The sequence below is a fragment of the Luethyella okanaganae genome, from assembly GCF_042660285.1.
Lineage (GTDB): Bacteria > Actinomycetota > Actinomycetes > Actinomycetales > Microbacteriaceae > Luethyella > Luethyella okanaganae.
In genome coordinates this window covers 461832-478714 of sequence record NZ_JBHSTP010000002.1, presented here as the reverse complement: position 1 = coordinate 478714, position 16883 = coordinate 461832, and the positions used below count along the sequence as shown (strand labels likewise).

At 67.1% G+C, this 16883-nt stretch carries 16 protein-coding genes; 6 read left to right on the top strand and 10 right to left on the bottom strand.

Annotated features, from left to right (window positions below):
* From ACFQB0_RS09880 to ACFQB0_RS09870, 3 genes are read left to right on the top strand one after another with little or no spacing between them, the layout of a single operon-like run.
* The gene (locus ACFQB0_RS09880; protein WP_386730792.1) at window positions 1–1500 is read left to right on the top strand and encodes a PTS mannitol transporter subunit IICB; all 1500 of its coding nucleotides are present in this window, start codon (window positions 1–3) and stop codon (window positions 1498–1500) included.
* 45 nt (window positions 1501–1545) lie between these two features.
* A complete protein-coding gene (locus tag ACFQB0_RS09875) occupies window positions 1546–1983 on the top strand; it encodes a PTS sugar transporter subunit IIA (protein ID WP_386730789.1) in 438 nt (145 codons plus the stop codon).
* Window positions 1983–3137: a mannitol-1-phosphate 5-dehydrogenase gene (locus ACFQB0_RS09870; protein WP_386731535.1), complete on the top strand. Its 1155-nt coding sequence runs from the start codon at window positions 1983–1985 to the stop codon at window positions 3135–3137. The genes ACFQB0_RS09875 and ACFQB0_RS09870 overlap by 1 nt, the downstream gene beginning before the upstream one ends.
* A 48-nt stretch (window positions 3138–3185) precedes the next feature.
* On the opposite strand, the gene ACFQB0_RS09865 is transcribed toward ACFQB0_RS09870, so the two are convergent.
* The 8 genes from ACFQB0_RS09865 to ACFQB0_RS09830 form a co-directional block, all read right to left on the bottom strand.
* Window positions 3186–3971: a uroporphyrinogen-III synthase gene (locus ACFQB0_RS09865; RefSeq protein WP_386730787.1), complete on the bottom strand. Its 786-nt coding sequence runs from the start codon at window positions 3969–3971 to the stop codon at window positions 3186–3188.
* Between the two features lie 5 nt (window positions 3972–3976).
* Window positions 3977–5008: a hydroxymethylbilane synthase gene (gene hemC / locus ACFQB0_RS09860; RefSeq protein WP_386730785.1), complete on the bottom strand. Its 1032-nt coding sequence runs from the start codon at window positions 5006–5008 to the stop codon at window positions 3977–3979.
* Complete coding sequence (locus ACFQB0_RS09855; protein WP_386730782.1) at window positions 5008–6060, bottom strand: ferrochelatase; 1053 nt, start codon at window positions 6058–6060, stop codon at window positions 5008–5010. Before ACFQB0_RS09855 ends, hemC begins: the two co-directional genes overlap by 1 nt.
* Window positions 6060–6833, bottom strand: a complete 774-nt coding sequence (gene hemQ, locus ACFQB0_RS09850) for a hydrogen peroxide-dependent heme synthase (RefSeq protein ID WP_386730781.1) — start codon at window positions 6831–6833, stop codon at window positions 6060–6062. The genes ACFQB0_RS09855 and hemQ overlap by 1 nt, the downstream gene beginning before the upstream one ends.
* 178 nt (window positions 6834–7011) lie before the next feature.
* Entirely contained in the window at window positions 7012–7320 is a 309-nt protein-coding gene (locus ACFQB0_RS09845; RefSeq protein WP_386730779.1) for a hypothetical protein, read from the bottom strand.
* Complete coding sequence (locus ACFQB0_RS09840) at window positions 7307–7720, bottom strand: phage holin family protein (RefSeq protein ID WP_386730776.1); 414 nt, start codon at window positions 7718–7720, stop codon at window positions 7307–7309. Before ACFQB0_RS09840 ends, ACFQB0_RS09845 begins: the two co-directional genes overlap by 14 nt.
* Window positions 7721–7749: 29 nt before the next feature.
* On the bottom strand, window positions 7750–8121 hold the full coding sequence (locus ACFQB0_RS09835; protein WP_386730773.1) for a YtxH domain-containing protein: 372 nt from the start codon (window positions 8119–8121) through the stop codon (window positions 7750–7752).
* 301 nt (window positions 8122–8422) lie between these two features.
* On the bottom strand, window positions 8423–10009 hold the full coding sequence (locus tag ACFQB0_RS09830; RefSeq protein WP_386730771.1) for a glycoside hydrolase family 25 protein: 1587 nt from the start codon (window positions 10007–10009) through the stop codon (window positions 8423–8425).
* A 752-nt stretch (window positions 10010–10761) separates the two neighbouring features.
* Here ACFQB0_RS09830 and ACFQB0_RS09825 point away from each other — a divergent pair.
* Window positions 10762–11439, top strand: coding sequence for a LuxR C-terminal-related transcriptional regulator (locus tag ACFQB0_RS09825; protein WP_386730769.1), 678 nt, complete (start codon window positions 10762–10764; stop codon window positions 11437–11439).
* Between the two features lie 204 nt (window positions 11440–11643).
* Here ACFQB0_RS09825 and ACFQB0_RS09820 read toward each other — a convergent pair whose 3' ends face one another.
* Complete coding sequence (locus tag ACFQB0_RS09820) at window positions 11644–13158, bottom strand: protoporphyrinogen/coproporphyrinogen oxidase (protein WP_386730767.1); 1515 nt, start codon at window positions 13156–13158, stop codon at window positions 11644–11646.
* Window positions 13155–14327 (bottom strand): uroporphyrinogen decarboxylase, encoded by a 1173-nt coding sequence (gene hemE, locus ACFQB0_RS09815; RefSeq protein ID WP_386730765.1) that lies wholly within the window; start codon window positions 14325–14327, stop codon window positions 13155–13157. The genes ACFQB0_RS09820 and hemE overlap by 4 nt, the downstream gene beginning before the upstream one ends.
* 183 nt (window positions 14328–14510) lie before the next feature.
* Between hemE and ACFQB0_RS09810 the strand changes: the two genes are divergently transcribed.
* On the top strand, window positions 14511–15881 hold the full coding sequence (locus ACFQB0_RS09810; protein WP_386730763.1) for a glutamyl-tRNA reductase: 1371 nt from the start codon (window positions 14511–14513) through the stop codon (window positions 15879–15881).
* A gap of 391 nt (window positions 15882–16272) precedes the next feature.
* Entirely contained in the window at window positions 16273–16818 is a 546-nt protein-coding gene (locus tag ACFQB0_RS09805) for a CPBP family intramembrane glutamic endopeptidase (RefSeq protein WP_386730760.1), read from the top strand.
* Window positions 16819–16883 lie beyond the last annotated feature (65 nt).

Sequence of the window (16883 nt, the reverse complement as noted above, 5' to 3'; positions counted from 1 at the left end):
ATGACAACGACGTCGGTCGACGCGAAACGGCCCGGTGGAGCCCGCGTCGCGGTTCAGAAGTTCGGAGCGTTCCTCAGTGGGATGATCATGCCGAACATCGCAGCATTCATCGCCTGGGGCTTCATCACCATGTTCTTCATCCCGGCGGGTTTCACGCCGAACGAGTCGCTCGCGGCGCTCGTCGGGCCGATGATCACCTACCTGTTACCGCTCCTCATCGCCAACATGGGCGGTCGCATGGTCTATGACACTCGTGGAGGGGTCGTGGCCACGATCGCTACCACGGGCGTCATCGTCGGCACCGAGATCCCGATGTTCCTCGGGGCGATGATCATGGGTCCGCTCGCCGCGTGGCTCATGAAGCACATCGACCGCATCTGGGAAGGCAAGATCAAGGCCGGCTTCGAGATGCTGGTGAACAACTTCTCGGCCGGAATCCTCGGCTTCCTCCTCGCGATCGCCGGCTTCTTCGCCTTCGCCCCGGCCGTGACCGCGCTCAGCAACGCTCTCGAGACCGCGGTCGACTGGCTGGTCAGCCTCTCACTGCTGCCCCTCGTCAGCATTCTCGTCGAGCCCGGCAAGGTCCTCTTCCTCAACAACGCCATCAACCACGGGGTCTTCACCCCGCTCGGGACTCAGCAGGCCACCGAGACCGGCCAATCGGTGCTGTTCCTCATCGAGGCCAACCCCGGCCCGGGACTCGGCATCCTGCTCGCCTTCTCGTTCTTCGGCCTCGGCATGGCCCGTGCGAGCGCTCCGGGCGCGATCCTCATCCAGTTCGTCGGAGGCATCCACGAGATCTACTTCCCGTACGTCCTGATGAAGCCCTTCCTCATCGTCGCCGCGATCGCGGGTGGCATGACAGGCGTCGCCACCAACGTGCTCTTCAACAGCGGCCTGCGAGCACCCGCGGCGCCGGGCAGCATCATCGCGGTCATCGCCCAGACGGCCTCCGGAAGCTATGTGGGCGTCATCCTGTCCGTGGTGTTCTCGGCCACGGTGTCCTTCCTCATCGCCGCAGTCATTCTGCGGGCGAGCCGCAAACGCGACCTCGCGACCGGAGCGACGGGCGACCTCAGCTCGGCGATCAAGCAGACCGAGGCGAACAAGGGCAAGTCCAGCTCTGTGCTGGGCGACCTCGCTGCCGCCCCCGCGGCGGCCGGGGCGGCGCCGACCGAGGAGGGCGAGGTGGCTACGCTCGAGCACCGCATCATCCACACCATCGTGTTCGCGTGCGACGCGGGGATGGGATCGAGTGCGATGGGAGCGACCGTGCTCCGCAACAGGATCAAGAAGGCCGGCATCGACAGCGTCACCGTGACCAACAAGGCAATCGCCAACCTGACGAACGACATCGACCTCGTGATCACGCACCAGGACCTCACCGACCGCGCCCGCGGTCAGGCCCCTGATGCCGTTCACGTGTCGGTCGATAATTTCATGAGCAGCCCGAAGTACGACGAGATCGTCGGACTGCTGCGCACAGAGGGAGTCCGCTAGCATCCGGGTCCGGCTGCGAACGAGAGCGATGATGGGATGAACGACATGACCGAAGAGATCCTCGCCTTGGACAACATCCGCATCGCCGACCGGGCGGTGTCCCGTGACGAGGCGATCCGCGAGGCAGGCGGGATTCTCGTTGCCGCGGGTGCCGTGGATGCCGCCTACCTCGACTCGATGCTCGAGCGCGAGGGGTCCGTATCCACCTATATGGGCAACTACCTGGCGATCCCGCACGGAACGAACGAGGGGAAGGGCGCCATCAAGCGCTCCGCCCTCTCCTTCGTGCGCTACCCCGAGGCGGTCGACTGGAACGGCAACGAGGTGCGCTTCGTAGTGGGCATCGCCGGAATCGAGAACGAGCACCTCGAGATCCTCTCCAAGATCGCCATCGTGTTCTCGGACGAGGACGAGGTGCGGAAGCTCCTCGATGCCGACACGGAAGAGGCCATAGCCGCGTTGCTCGCCGAGGTGAACGCGTGATGAAGGCCGTTCACTTCGGCGCGGGGAACATCGGGCGTGGCTTCGTCGGTCTCATTCTTCACCGGGCCGGATACGAACTCGTGTTCGCGGACGTGAACGCCGAACTCATCGACGCTCTCGCCGCCGCCGGTCATTACACGGTGCACGAGGTCGGCGCTCAGCCGCGCGACGAGCGGGTCGACGGCTTCCGGGCGCTCAACAGCGGCGACGACGAAGACGGCGTTCGCGCGGAGATCGCCTCCGCCGACATCGTGACCACCGCGGTCGGCCCGACTCTCCTGCGCTTCATCGCCCCGCACATCGTGGCCGGTCTGCGTCAGCGGTTGGCGAACGCTGCGCCGCTGCAGGTGATGGCGTGCGAGAACGCCATCAATGCGACGGACTCTCTGCGCGACCAGATGCGAGCCATCGTGGACGCGAACGAGTGGAAGGAGTTGGAGAAGCGAGCGGTCTTCGCGAACACGGCCGTCGACCGGATCGTGCCCGGCCAGGCTGCCAAGGCGGGCCTCGACGTCACCGTCGAGGACTTCTTCGAGTGGGTCATCGACGCGGAGCCCTTCGGAGAAGCCGTGCCCGCCATCCCCGACGCCACCTTCGTCCTGTCCCTCGCGCCCTACATCGAACGCAAGCTCTTCACCGTGAACACAGGCCACGCGACCGCCGCCTATCTCGGCTTCGCGGCCGGGGCGAGCACCCTGAGCGACGCCCTGGCCGACCCCGCGGTCGCAGCGGGAGTGAGTGCGGCGCTCGCGGAGACCTCCGCACTCCTCGTTGCCAAGCACGGCCTCGACCCCGTCGTCCAGGACACGTACCGGCAGAAGATCCTCGCCCGCTTCGCGAACCCCGCCCTGCCGGACACGGTGGGGCGCATCGGCCGACAGCCGCTGCGTAAGCTCAGCCGCGAGGAACGGTTGATCGGACCGGCCGCTCAGCTCGCCGAGCGTAGTCTGCCCTCTGTGGCGCTCGGGGCAGCCATCGCGGCGGCTCTCCGCTTCGACCTGCCGGACGATGAGCAGAGCGTCGAACTGCAGCAGAAGCTGCGCTCGCTCGGAGCCGAGGATTTCACGCGATCCGTGACCGGGCTGGCTCTCGAACACCCATTGTTTCCGGCGATCGTATCCCTCGTCGCGCAACGTCAGGCCGAACTGGCCTAGACGGTGAAGCACGTGCGGCCGCGGACTCCTGATCGGGCGGCGAACGATTCAGTGCGCTTCCTTCGCCGCCGCCGCCTGCACGAGCGCATCGATGAGCGACTCTGCGCTGCGTTCGTCGGCGACCATGTCGACACGCAGGCCGTGAGCATGGGCATCCTTCGCGGTCTGAGGGCCGATGCAGACGACGAGGGTGTTCTCTGGGATCGGACCGAGCTGTCGCTGCACCTGTTCCGCGACGCTTCCGGAGGTCACGAGAACGGCGTCGACGCGTCCGGCCGCGACATCGTCAATCACCTTCTCGGCCACCGGAACGCCGATCGTACGATAGGCGACGACGGCTTCGACGCAGTGGCCGATGCGCGCGAGTCCGACGCTCAGAAGCGGCTTGGCGATCTCCGACCGGAGCGCGAGCACCCTGAGTGGGATGACGCCGTGCGTCGCGGTCGTCCATTCCTCGAGCAGACCGCGAGCCGAGTTGTCCTCGGAGGGAACGAACTCGACCCGATAGCCGGCGGCGACAAGCGCCGCCGCCGTGGTCTCGCCGACGGCGGCGATGTGCGTCGACGATGGCACGACGGCCTGGTGGGATGACAGCACATCGACGGTCGTCGCACTCGTCACCGTCACCCAGTCGAATCCGCCGACCGCGAGCTTGGCGAGCGCGGCGTCGAGGGCCGCCTCGTCGTCCGTCGGAGCGAAGTTGATCATCGGCGCGACAATCGGAGAGGCGCCCTGAGCGCGCAGACTGGCCGCGACGCGATCGCCCCACGGACCGCCCCTGGGCACGAGGACCTTCCAGCCGACGAGTGGTTTCTGAGGTGCACTGCGTTTCACGGAACTCACGCTCCAGGCGATGTCGGGTCTTCGACGTTTCCATAGGGAAGGCCACCGTCGCGCGGAATGCTGCGCGCGACGGGTGCCAGGTCGACGGCTCCGTTACCGAGGAGTTCTGCGACGACTCTCGCTGAGACGTCGCGGGCTGCCTCCGCCAGGTGGGCGGAGGCGCGGCTGTCAGGGGTCGCGGCATGCGAGCTCGTGAGCTTGCGTATGCCGTCAGGACTATACACGGTCGCCGTCAGGAAGAGCAGCTCGCTGTCGAAGATCGCCATGGCGCCGACCGGCGCGGCGCACCCCGCTTCGAGGCCTGCGAGAACGAGGCGCTCGGCGAGCACGGTAGCCTCGCTCGAAGCGTGGTTGACCGCCTGCAGTCCCGCGAGGAGATGGCGGTCGAGCTGACCGTCACGCACCTCGAGGGCGAGAGCGCCCTGCCCGGGCGCGGTCGGCCAGTCGCTGAGTTCGAGATACTCGGTAACGACCTCCAGGCGATCGAGACGGCCGAGGCCGGCGGCGGCGAGCACGACCGCGTCGAGACGCTGAGCCGGGTCCGTGCCGGCCGCATCGAATACCCGGGAGAGACGCGTGTCGACATTGCCGCGAATGTCGACGACCTCGAGATCCGGTCGCTGCGCCCGCAATTGCGCAACACGACGCGGAGAGCCCGTCCCGACTCTGGCGCCGTCGGGAAGCGTGTCGAGGGTGAGGCCGTCACGGGCGCAGAGCACATCACGGGCGTCCGCGCGCTTGGGCACCGCGCCGAAGCGCAAACCCGGGTAGGAGCCGGTCGGCAGGTCCTTCATCGAGTGCACGATGAGGTCACATTCGTCGGCGAGCAGCGCGTCGCGCAGAGCAGAGGCGAAGACGCCCGTGCCGCCGAGGCTCGAAAGCGACTCGCGCGAGGTGTCGCCATGCGTCGTGATCGGAACGAGCTGGATCTCGGCCCTGGCCGCGAGGCCGAGACGTTCGGCGATGGCACGCGTCTGCGCCATCGCGAGCGCGCTGCGCCTGGTGCCGATGCGGATCGTGGCAGGCATCAGTCCCCCGCCGGGTCGGCCGGGCCGATGCGTTCGTGGTCCGGCCACGGACCGAGTTCGCTGAGATGCCGGCGCTTCGCGTGGGGAACGTCGTTGACACGCTCGAGTACGAGGTCGACGAGGCCTGCGACGAAGGCAGGGTGCACGCCAGGGGTCGGCACCCGCAGGACACGCAGCCCATGCCCCTCCGCGGTCGCGATCGCTTCGTTGTCGAGGTCCCATATGACTTCCATGTGATCACTCACGAAACCGAAGGGAACGATGACGACGGCCTTCACCCGGTCGGCGACGACGAGCTCATCGATCGCGTCGTTGATGTCCGGCTCGAGCCAGGGTGTGCGCGGGTCTCCCGAACGGGACTGGTATACGAGCGACCAGGCAGCATCGGGCGCGGCAGCGTCGTGGATGACGGAGGCCACAGCAAGGTGCTGCGCGACGTAGGCTCCTCCAGGCCCGAAGCCGGACCCCGAGGAATCCGCCGCGCTCATGGGGATCGAGTGGGTGACGTAGAGCACATGCACTTCGTCGACGGAGAGACCCTCGGACTGCAGCGTCTCCATCGACGTCGATACACCCTCGACGAACGGGGTGACGAAGCCGGGATGGTCGAAGAACTCCCGAATCCGATCGATGGCGACCTCGTCGCTCAGACCGGTGTCGGCGAGCGCCTTCTCGAAGTCCTCGCGGTACTGTCCGACGCCCGAATAGGAGGTGTAGGCACTCGTCACGAGACCGAGGAGCCGCGTGTCGCCGGCCGCGTGCGCCTCGCGCACGGCGTCGGCGAAGTACGGCGCCCAATTGCGGTTGCCCCAGTAGACGGGCAGCTCGCTGCCGCGACTCGCGAGCTCGGCTTCGAGCGCAGCCTTGAGCCGACGGTTCTGCTCGTTGATGGGGCTGACGCCGCCGAAATGCCTGTAGTGATGGGCGACCTCTTCGAGGCGCTCCTCGGGGATCCCGCGACCTGCCGTGACGTTCCGCAGGAACGGGATCACGTCGTCCTGTCCCTCCGGACCGCCGAAGCTGGAGAGCAGGATCGCGTCGTAGTGCGTCATTACTGCAGGACCTCCACGAGTTCCGCCGTGCCGATGCGGCGACCCGTGTAGAACGGAACCTCTTCGCGAACATGCATGCGGGCATCAGTCGCCCGGAGATCGCGCATGAGGTCGACCAGCTCGGTGAGTTCGTCACTCTCGATCGGCAGTATCCACTCGTAGTCGCCGAGCGCGAAGGCCGAGACGGTGTTCGCGATGGCGCCGCGGAAAGCCGCGCCCTTGCGACCGTGATCGGCGAGCATCCTGCTGCGCTCCTCCTCCGGCAGCAGGTACCACTCGTAGCTGCGCACGAAGGGGTAGACCGTGAGCCAGTTCTTCGGCTCGAGACCGCGCAAGAAGCCCGGTACGTGGCGCTTGTTGAACTCGGCGTCGCGGTGCACGCCCATGGCGTTCCAGGTGGGCAGCAGGCTCTTGAGCAAGCGGGCACGGCGCAGCTCACGCAGGGCCCACTGCAGGTTCTCGGCCTCGGGACCGTGGATCCAGATCATGACATCGGCGTCGGCGCGAAGTCCGGAGACGTCATAGAGGCCGCGGAGCGTGACGCCTTCGGCTTCGACGAGTTCGATGATGCCGTCGAGCTCCGCGACGATCTTCGGCACATCGTGACCGTCGAAATCGTCGGGGTTCGCGGGGTCGCGTCGCAAGACCGCGAAGAGCGTATAGCCCTGCGGCGGCGAGGCGGTGTCGTCACTCGCGCCGCTTTCGGCGACGGAGGGACTTTCGAAGGAACCGGGAGTAGCGTCTACTGCCCCACTGGCAGCCGGGTGAGTCATACCCATAGTCTCTCCCGCTTTGACCCGAGGGGCAAAAGCTGAGCGGGTCCGGCTCCACGAAAACCCCGGAACGCATGCCGTCGAGGCGTCACGAGGAGAGGTACCGCGCGGCGGCAATGCGAGTCTGCGCGGCGTCGATCATGGAGATCAAGCGATGCTCGTCCATGACGCGTCGCGATCAGCCGCGTCTCACCGCACGCACGACGAGCCATGCCCCGGCTCCGACGACCGCGGCGGTCCCGACTGCGACGGCCACGAGGCCGACGGGGTTCCGCTCGGCCACGCCCCGCACCCTGGCCATGAAGCGGTTCGCCGCGAGACGGGTCTGTTTGGGCAGGTTGAGCTTATCCTCGATCGCATCGAGCGTGCTCGCCAGCTCCGTCCGCACCCGGGCGGCATCCTTCTGCAGCTGCGCCCGCGTGCTCCGGGGTCTGGGAGTGGACGCGGAGGCGTCGACGCGCGTGCCGTTGCTCTCAGTGGCGGTCATACTCTCCCTCTCCTTTGAACGCGTCGAGGTCGCGACGGATGCTCGCCGTCGTGCCATCCTCGACCGGGCTGACGCCCTGCTTGATGCGGTCGCGCCCCCACACGACGAGGAGTGCGGCGATGAGGAACAGGACGGCCGCTACGATGAGCGCAGCCAGCCAGCCTGGAAGAGCGAGCGTGAGGGCGAGCACGGCGCAGGCGACGATGACGCCGAGGCCGAAGAGGAGGAAGACGGCGGCAGCAGCCAGTAGGGCGACGCCGAAGCCGATCTTCTGGCCCTTCTCGGCGAGTTCCGCCTTGAACCGCTCGATCTCGACACGCACCAGATCGGCGACAAGCGTCGGAACATCTCCGATGAGGGAGATCAGCGAGCGTTTGCTCTTCGGATTCGTCGCGTCCATGAAGCACTCACCTCCTTCGGATCGTTCGCCTAATCTTCGATGTCCGTCGACGCGGGCTTCTTCGTTCGGGTCGACCCCTTCGCAGATGCCTTCGACCCACGATCCGCCCTCTTCTGCGGCGCGGCGGGTTGAGCCGCTTCGGTGGTCGCGCTCGGCTTGCCGCCCTGGCTCTTGGTCACCGAGGCGACGACCTTCTTGGCGCCGTCGAGAATGGTGTCGGAGACGTCGCCGACCCGCGCGAGCGCGAATCCCTTGACCTGGTCGACACCCTGTTGAACGGTCGGGGCGTTCCAGACGCTCTCGGCTGCGGACTTGATCTGCTCATACCGCTTGCGTCCTGCGCGTGCGCCGAGCACGTAGCCGATGGCGACCCCGGCGACGAAGAGAAGCTTGCCCTTCATAGTGACCCCGTTCCTCAAGTTTCGCGTCTACCCAGCGTAACCCGTTCGAGGATGACGCCAAGGAACAGTCGTGCCGCGGCGGCGCCCTGCGCCGGTGGCGAGCCTTCGAGGATGACGCCAAGGACTGGCCATGACCGGGCCGGATCACCCTCCGCCCGCGCGCGGCCGCGTGGCCGCGACGCTGCGACGAACGGGTGTCGTTTGCGGCCGGGGCCGCGGCGGAGCCGAACCACCAGCGGGCATGAACGGGGCCCGACACGCTAAGTGCCAGGCCCCGTCCGCCGCGAATGAGTCAGCGTCCCTAACTCTCCGATCGCGACTCTTCAGCAGAGCCGAAGACACCCTTGAACCACCGGTGTCTGCTCCGCAGCACGGCGATCACTCCTCCAACCAGCAGCACCAAGCTGACACCGATGAGGCTCACGACGGAATCCACTCCGGTACTCGCTAGCGCGGCGAAGGGTGCCGCCTTTCCGCGCGCGCTGGCGCTCTCCGGCTTGGACGTCGCGACAGACGACTCCGCCGGCGCCGGGTTGGCATCCTCGACGGCGCGTTCTGGCTCCTCGACCCCGGAGATCGCCGAGCCCACCGGCTCAGCGGATTCGGCCGGAGTTGCCGCCGCGGCCAGATCGTCCGGAGACACCACAAAGGTCCGCCCATGCCGGGGCGCGGTCTCGGCCGGCTTCGCTGAAGACATGACGGGGATCGGCTCGATCGAAGACACGGCGGGAGCCGACTCGACAGACTCAGGCGCGACCGGCTTCTCCGAAGGCACGGCGGGAGCCGACTCGACAGACTCAGGCGCGACCGGCTTCTCCGAAGGCACGGCGGGAGCCGACTCGACGGACTCGGACGGCTTCACCGAAACGGCGTTCGGCTTGGCAGCCGAGCGGGAGTCCAGGTAGGCCCGGAGACCCGCAAACGCGTCGGCGTTCAGCACGCCGTCGATCGCTCCGGTATACCCGTACTTCTGAGCCAACCGCTGAAGGCCCTGCTCATTGGTCTCTGCGTCCTTCAGCACATTCGACTGTTTCAGAACTCGACTCACTCCGAGCCAGGTGTTGTTGCCGGGGTCGCCATCGATCGGACCCGTATATCCGCCGACGGCCGCGATGCGCTGGATGATCTTCCCTTGCTCAACGGTATAGCTGGCCTTGGGCGGAATGATCGCGCCAACAGGAGGCCCGGTCTCGCCGTTTGGCGGCTGCGAAAGCCCCTCGAACGCATCAAGCTTCGCGATGTCGATGTCGAACGGGATGATGTCCTGTTTTCCCCCGTCGCTGTATTGATGGATGACCCAGGTCGGGAAGGCGTTCCCGATGTTCGGTTTGGCTGGTGTCGTGAAGTGCGCGATCCATAGTTTGGTACCCAGCGCCTTGGTCTGAGGCCAGTCGATGGATCTCACCAACGACGAGTTGGTGTAGAAGAGGGGCAATCGCCCGGTCTTGGACTGCACCTCTTTCAGGAACGAAGCCGTCTTTTCGTCGTTCCAGAACTCCCCGTCGTCGATTCCTTCATTGTCGAGGACGAGGATGTCCCCCTCTCGGTAGTCGGAGAGGTGGTCGACGAAGAACTTGGCATCCTTCTTCGGATCATCGCGCGATCCGGCGACCCAGTAGTGCCCGACGAGCAGCCCGGCCGCACGGGCCCGTTCGACCTGTTTCTGGTAGAACGGCGCCGTATAGGTCGGCGACACGTTGCTGCCGCCCGCCTTCACGATCGCGAACTGGTACCCGGCCTTTCGAATCGCCTCGAAGTCCAGATCGCTCTGTGACGTCGCCACGTCGATACCGTAGACGCCCTGTGGCGACGAGCCTGGCGGAGACTCGGCGGCCTGTGCGCTCAGCGTCGGCGCCACCGAAAGGAGAATGGCGGCAAATATGCTCACAAATAGATATATATGTTTTCTCATAGAATTCACTTAGGTAGATATCAATAGATAAATAGACACGGTTCAGCGCTCTCTGCACTGGATCCCATGCACTCGAAAGTATAAAACGGCCGGTTGGGAACCCCTCTCAGCAAAAGGACATGCTGTTCACAACCAAAATCGACTAGCATGCCATGCCCACCGAACCTCTGCGCTGCCCGAGAGCTCGGTCGTCGTCATGAGCGAGCTTCCCGGGCCGCCACACGGTCGCAACCTTCGCTGCTACCGGGTGGCAGCCGAGTATTCGGAGGCGCTTCTTCACGGTCGCCATCTCACATGCGGCATCAACAACGGTAGTGGTGGCTATTAGTCGCAGACACGCCCGAAGGGCACATCATCGATGCGGCATACGATACATGCGGCTCCCTCGGGGGGCGGGGTCGTCATGGCCGGGCCGAGCACGAACAGCCGAGCGACGTCGCATGTATCGAAAGATGTAGTATCAATGCACTGGTCGCCGGATACAGAACCGGGTCTTCGTTCCGTAGGCTTGTGAACTGCGCGTCGCCCTCGAAGGCGACGCGACGCGACGCCCCTGCCGTTGCAGTCCGGTCGCACGACCTTGGAGGTACGCTGGGGGGTGGCTCGGGAGCATCGTTGCGGGGGCCTTCAAGCCGAACCGGTGCCTGCTTCTCCCTCATGAGGATATGGGGAGAGAGCTCCGTGCTCGCCGCGTGCCGAACCCCCTATCTATGAACCGATCATTCCCAATGAATCCTGAGACCCCGACCTACGGCATCGTGCTCGCAGACGACAATACCGTGATGGTCGAAGCGCTCGCCGAGGTGCTCGGAAGAAGCGAGACCGTTGAGGTCTGCGCGACCGGAGGTGGTGGCTGCGACGCGATCATCCTTGCCCGGGCATTCCAACCCCGGGTGCTGGTCGTGTCTGCTACGAGCGACACCCCGCCGTTCGGCGCGCTCGTTCGCCTGACCGCTCAGTTCTCTCCCCGCACGAGAGTCGTGGCCACCACCCATCTGGTCGCCGTGCACGACGAGGACAAGCAGCCGCTCCTCAACGACGGCGCCTGGGCAGTGGAGTCGCTCAATCAGCCGCTGTCCCGTTTTCTCAAGGTGGTCGAGGACATAGCCGTCTCGTCTCGTCGACCGCGCAGACCGCATCCGCCGCAGCGGAACAAGCCGACCGGTCCCGTCTCCCCCCGCGAACTCGAAGTCCTCGAGCTCCTCGTCGTCGGCAAGACGAACGCGGCGATCGCACGAGAGCTCTCGATCAGTACCGGGACGGTGAAACGACACGTCGTGAATCTCTATACGAAGCTCGGTGTCAGTTCGCGGGTCGCCGCGACACGACAGGGCGCCGCGCTCGGGCTCATCGATCTCGGAACCTACTCGAGAACGGGCACGACCGGAGACGGCCACTCATCCTAGTCGCGCTTGTCGCGTCAGCACCGCGAGGACACCGTCCGCGGCGATGTGCCGGCTCGGTCTTCTGCTCGCTGGACACGGCGCCGCGAGCTGGGGCCGAGGGGCCCCGCCGAAACGCGTCACCGCCCTCCATAACCGGCTTCCGCGCTCGGCCACCCCCCTCGAGCACACCGTCTCGAACACACCGTCGCCCGCCGGCCGGGAACCTCAGAGATGCAGGAGGTGCTGTCGGATGCGACGGGCGGCATCGCGGGCATCCGGAACCACCGAGGCCAGCCCCGTGCCCGCCACCCACGCGCCGACGGCCTCGAGCGTCGGTTCTTCGGAGAGGGCGGCGCGCAGACCGTCGACTCGGGCTCGTTGGCCGACCGCCGCGTGCGAGAGGGCGTCCCGCCAGACCGTTCTCGCATGGGCCACGACGTTCGCCGCTGAGAGCGGCACGCCCAGAATCTCACTCGCGTCGTGGAGAGCAAGCACCAGAAAGGCGTCGTCGTCGAGAGCGGCCGTCGCCTCCGCCTCCCCGGCACGTCCGTAGGAGAGGCGGATGACGTGACGCCCCGGTCCGGCCGTCTCGGCGAGCCACGCCCACTTCGCGGTCGCGTGAGTGAGCGCCTTCGCGGTGACGCCGGGGGTGCCGGCGGCGATGAGGGCGCCGCTTCCGCGAGGCGCGTCGTCGAGAGCGGTCTCGTCGACGACGATCGTCGCGAGCTCGACCGACGGGCCGGCCGGCCACTCGCCGGCGAGAGGTTCCCCCCAATCCGGGCAGACGCTTGAGAGCAGGGCGATCGACGGTGCCGCCGGTGCGGCGACGATCACGGCGCGTGCGCGGATCTTGTTCCGCTCCCCCACCGAATCCTCGACATGCACCGCCCACCTTTTCTCGTCGCCCACCTCGCCGGCCGCCCTGGCGTCGTCGATGGCGTCGAGTCTCGCGGCGCGCGCCCCCGTGCGAAGCTCGCCGTCGAGGCGGCTGATGTCGGCGACGAGCGCATCGACCAGCCGGGACATGCCGCCACGGATGCCGCGGACCGCGGAACCGGCCGGCGCATCCGCGCGCAGCAGGGCGACCCCTCCCGAGAGCGAGCCGGCACGGGTCATCGCCTGGTTGAGCCCAGGAGCCACGCCGTCGAGCTCGAGTTCGTCGGCATTTGCCGAGTAGACCCCCGACGAGATCGGCGAGACGAGCCGGTCGAGCACCCGCCGGCCCATGCGCTTGCGCACCACGGCACCCAGATTCGTCTCCCGGCCGATCGTGAGCACGGGCATGAGACGGTCGAGATAGGCGCGCAGGGCGCCGCCCCAGCCGATCGCCGCGCGCACGTCATCGGCGAGCGGCGACGACGGAATGCCGAGCAGCGCGGTCTTCGGCAGGGGAACCGTGACGGCTGCTCCACCGCTCCCGGGCAGACGCAACCACGCACGCCCGGCCTCTGGCGCGACGATCTGCCCGCCCAGGCCGAGTTCGTCGAGCAGTCTCTCGACGGAACCGCCCCTGGTCGCGAAGCTCTCGGCGCCGGAGTCGAGGCGCAGTCCGGCGAGCTCGTGCGAGCCGACGCAGCCGCCCGGGAGATCCCTCGCCTCGAGGATCGTGACCCTCAGGCCGACACGCAGACATTCGCGCGCTGCGACGAGTCCGGCCACCCCAGCGCCGACCACGACGACATCGGCGACATCGCCATCACCCTCGGACAGCACACCCTCGTCGGGCTGGTCCCCGGTCATAGCGAGTGCACGAACTCGACCACGCGGGTGAGCACGGCCGGGTCCGTCTCAGGCGGAACGCCATGGCCGAGGTTGAGCACATGAGCCGGCGCCGTGCGACCCCGCACGAGCACATCGCGCACGTGCGCCTCCAGCACCGGCCAGGGGGCCGCGAGCAGCGCCGGGTCGATGTTGCCCTGAAGGGGCACGTTGCCGCCCAGGCGACGGCTGGCCTCGTCGAGCGGCACGCGGTAGTCGACGCCGACGACGTCGGCCCCGACGTCGTGCATGGCCTGGAGAAGTTCGCCGGTCCCCACCCCGAAGTGCACGATCGGCACCGAGCGGCGCACCGTCTCGGGGTCGGCAGCCTGGTCTCGTGCCGGCAGGGAGTAGCTGAGATCACGCACGTGGCCGATGGCGCGGGCGGATGCGGGCGCCGCGTACCGCACGTAGTCGGAGAGCGAGAGCGCTCCGGCCCACGAGTCGAAGAGCTGGGCTGCGCTCGCGCCGGCGAGCACTTGCGCACGCAGGAACCGGCCGGTGACATCGGCCGTCCAGGCCATGAGCCGCGCCCAGGCCTCGGGGTCGGCGTGCATGAGCGTGCGGGCCGCGATGTGGTCCTTGGACGGACCACCCTCGACGAGGTACGCGGCGAGGGTGAACGGCGCACCCGCGAAACCGATGAGCGGGGTGGCCGTTCCGGACCTGAACGGTGACGAGCCCGTCGAGTCGACACGGGCGAGCTCTGCGACGGTGCGGCGCACGGCCTGCTCGACGGGAGCGAGCGCCTCGTCGAGCATGGCAGGGTCGAGCGCCGTGAGAGCTGCGACATCAGCCGCCGTGCGCACGGGCGCCGCCATGACCGGCCCCTTGCCCGAGACGATCTCGACCTCGACGCCGACGAGCTTCAACGGCACGACGATGTCGCTGAAGAAGATGCCGGCGTCGACGCCATGACGGCGGACGGGCTGCAGGGTGATCTCGCTCGCGAGCTCCGGGTCGAGACAGGCATCGAGCATCCTGGTGCCGGCACGCAGTTCCCGGTACTCCGGCAGCGAGCGGCCCGCCTGCCGCATGAACCAGACCGGCGTGACCTCGGGGCGATCGCCCTGATAGGCGCGCACGAGCCGAGATTCGCTGGTGAGGCCGGAAGAGAGCGGATGCTGCGCGTCGAGGTTCACGTACCCCATTGTCGCTCAGAAACACCGCCGGGAAGTGTCGACCTCTGCGCGCGAGCCGTGCGGGTAGGCGCTATCGGTGCGTGCCGCGGTCGATCGGGTGGACAGCACACGCCGAGCCGCTCCATGCCGCACGATGTTTCCCTGGAATACACGGCCGCCGCGACACCGGCAGGCCTCGGGTAGAATCCTGAAGTGCTCATCTGCCTGTCCGCGAGTCACAAGAACTCGAGCTTCGACCTCCTCGAGCGACTCTCCGTCGACGCGGGCGCCGTCGGCAGCGTAATCGTCTCCGGCCACGATGCCACGCGCGGCGCCGTCGTCGTCGCGACGTGCAACCGCTTCGAGGCGTATCTCGACCTCGACAAGCCGTTCGGGGTCTCGCCCCTGCCCGCAGTCTTCTCTGCGATCGAGGCGGTGAGCGCCGCGACCGCCGTAGACGTGGAGACGCTGCGGGACACTCTCGACCTCGTGCACGGCAACGGCGTCGCCGAGCACCTCTTCGCCGTCTCGGCAGGGCTCGAGTCGGTCGTCGTCGGTGAGGGCGAGATCGCCGGTCAGGTGCGGCGTTCCCTCGAGCGGGCACGCAGCCTCGGCACCACGAGCCCCGAGTTGGAACGGCTCTTCCAGCGCGCCTCGCAGACCTCGCGCGGCGTCAAGAACCGCACCGGGATCGGCTCGGCCGGCCGGTCGCTCGTTCGGCTCGCCCTCGACCTCGCAGAGAGTCGCGTGAGCGACTGGGCCGAGACGAGTGTCCTGCTCGTCGGCACCGGCCGCTATGCCGGGGCCTCCCTCGCCGCACTCCGAGACCGGGGTGTCGAGGATGTCCAGGTCTACTCGCCGTCCGGGCGCGGTGCCCGCTTCGCCGCAAGCCACGGCATCGTCGCTGTTCCAGCCACCGGGTACGCGCATACCGCGGCGTCCGTCGACATCATCGTGACATGCACGACCGCCGACCACCACGTGCTCGACGCCGCCGTGATCACGGCCGGCCGCGCCGAACTCGGCCTAGACCGACGGGAGCGCTCGGGCGCACCGGTCTCCGTCTGCCCCGCTCGCACCGCACGGGAGTCGCGCAGTCAGCTCGTGATCGACCTCGGGCTTCCCCGCAACGTCGACCCCGACGTCGGCGGAATCCCGGGAGTCGAGTTGCTCGATCTGGAGACGATTCGCATCCACGCTCCGCTCGAAGAGCTCAACGCGACCGACGAGGCGCGCGCGATCGTCGGAAGAGCGGCGCGGAAGTTCACGGATGTCGCCGAGGAGCAGAGCCTTGCCCCCGCCGTCGTCGCGTTGCGGAGCCACGTCTTCGAACTGCTCGACGCCGAGATCGGGCGTGCCCGTGCCCGTGGCGACGACGACGGCCGCATCGAACAGGCCTTGCGCCACCTCGCCGGCGTGCTGCTGCACATCCCGATGAACCGCGCGCGCGAGTACGCACGCTCAGGGGAGCAACAGGCCTGGCTCGACAGCCTCGAGGCGATCTTCGGAATCGTGCCAGAGGCGTCCTCGGAGCAGCGTGCGGCACCCGCGCCCGTTCCACTGACCCGGCGAGCGAACTCCTGACGGCACCTGCCGGTGCCAGCCGACCGCACTGAACCTGCGAACCAAGTCGAAAGGTTCATGTTCCCTCCTCTCGCAGTACGGCGCGTCAGAGGACATCATTCCCTCGGGGGACGCTTCTGCGACTGTCGATCACAAGACTTGAGGTTGTTCACGTTCAAGCAGGAGGAACACACAAGTGGTTGCAGATGTGGAGACAGCCCGTAGGAAGGGCTTTCTGGTTCAAGTCAGAGCCGAGTCCTTTCCTGTCCGATTCACCTGGGGAGCTCGCGATTGGATCGCGCTGCTTGCGGTGCCGGCGATCTTCCTGGGTGGGTGGGTGATATCGCTCGTCACAGCTGATCTCGCCACACGAGCAGTCGCCGACACATCTATCAGGCTGATTCTGTTCGTCATGTTGGCGATCGCGAACCGCGAGCTCCTTGCTCGGCACTGGCGAGCATTCCTGGCCGTGCTAGGGCGGAGCATCGGCATCGTCCTCCTGGGGATGATCCTCCTTCTGATCGTCACCGATGTCGTGGGAGCAGCGCTTCGCCCCTTCGTCTCGAACATCCCCGAAACAAGTGCTGCACCGGTTGCCTCGCTCGGATTCGGGGTTCTCCTGTTCGCGTCCTTCGGCCCAATCGCGACGGCCTTGATCGAGGACTTCACCTTCCGCCATACCCTGCTGATGAAGTTCCCCGTATGGGGCAACCTCGCTGCAGCTACCCTGCTCACTCTTGTCAATGCCATCCTGTTTGGAGCAATCCATATCAACAATTTCGGTGGCCAGTGGATCCTGACGCTCTCCTTCGCTGCCGCTGGACTACTGATGAACCTCATCTACCTCTGGACACGGAACATCTGGCACGTACTACTCCTTCACGCCGCCAACAACTTCATCATCGGCGGGCCTCTTACACTCCTCTTCGTCTATGCGACCGGCGGCACCATCGGCTAGGCCCATCACTCGCAGCCTGCACCCGTGTCGCTAGACGTCATGTAGTGCCACATGTGCGAGAGGGG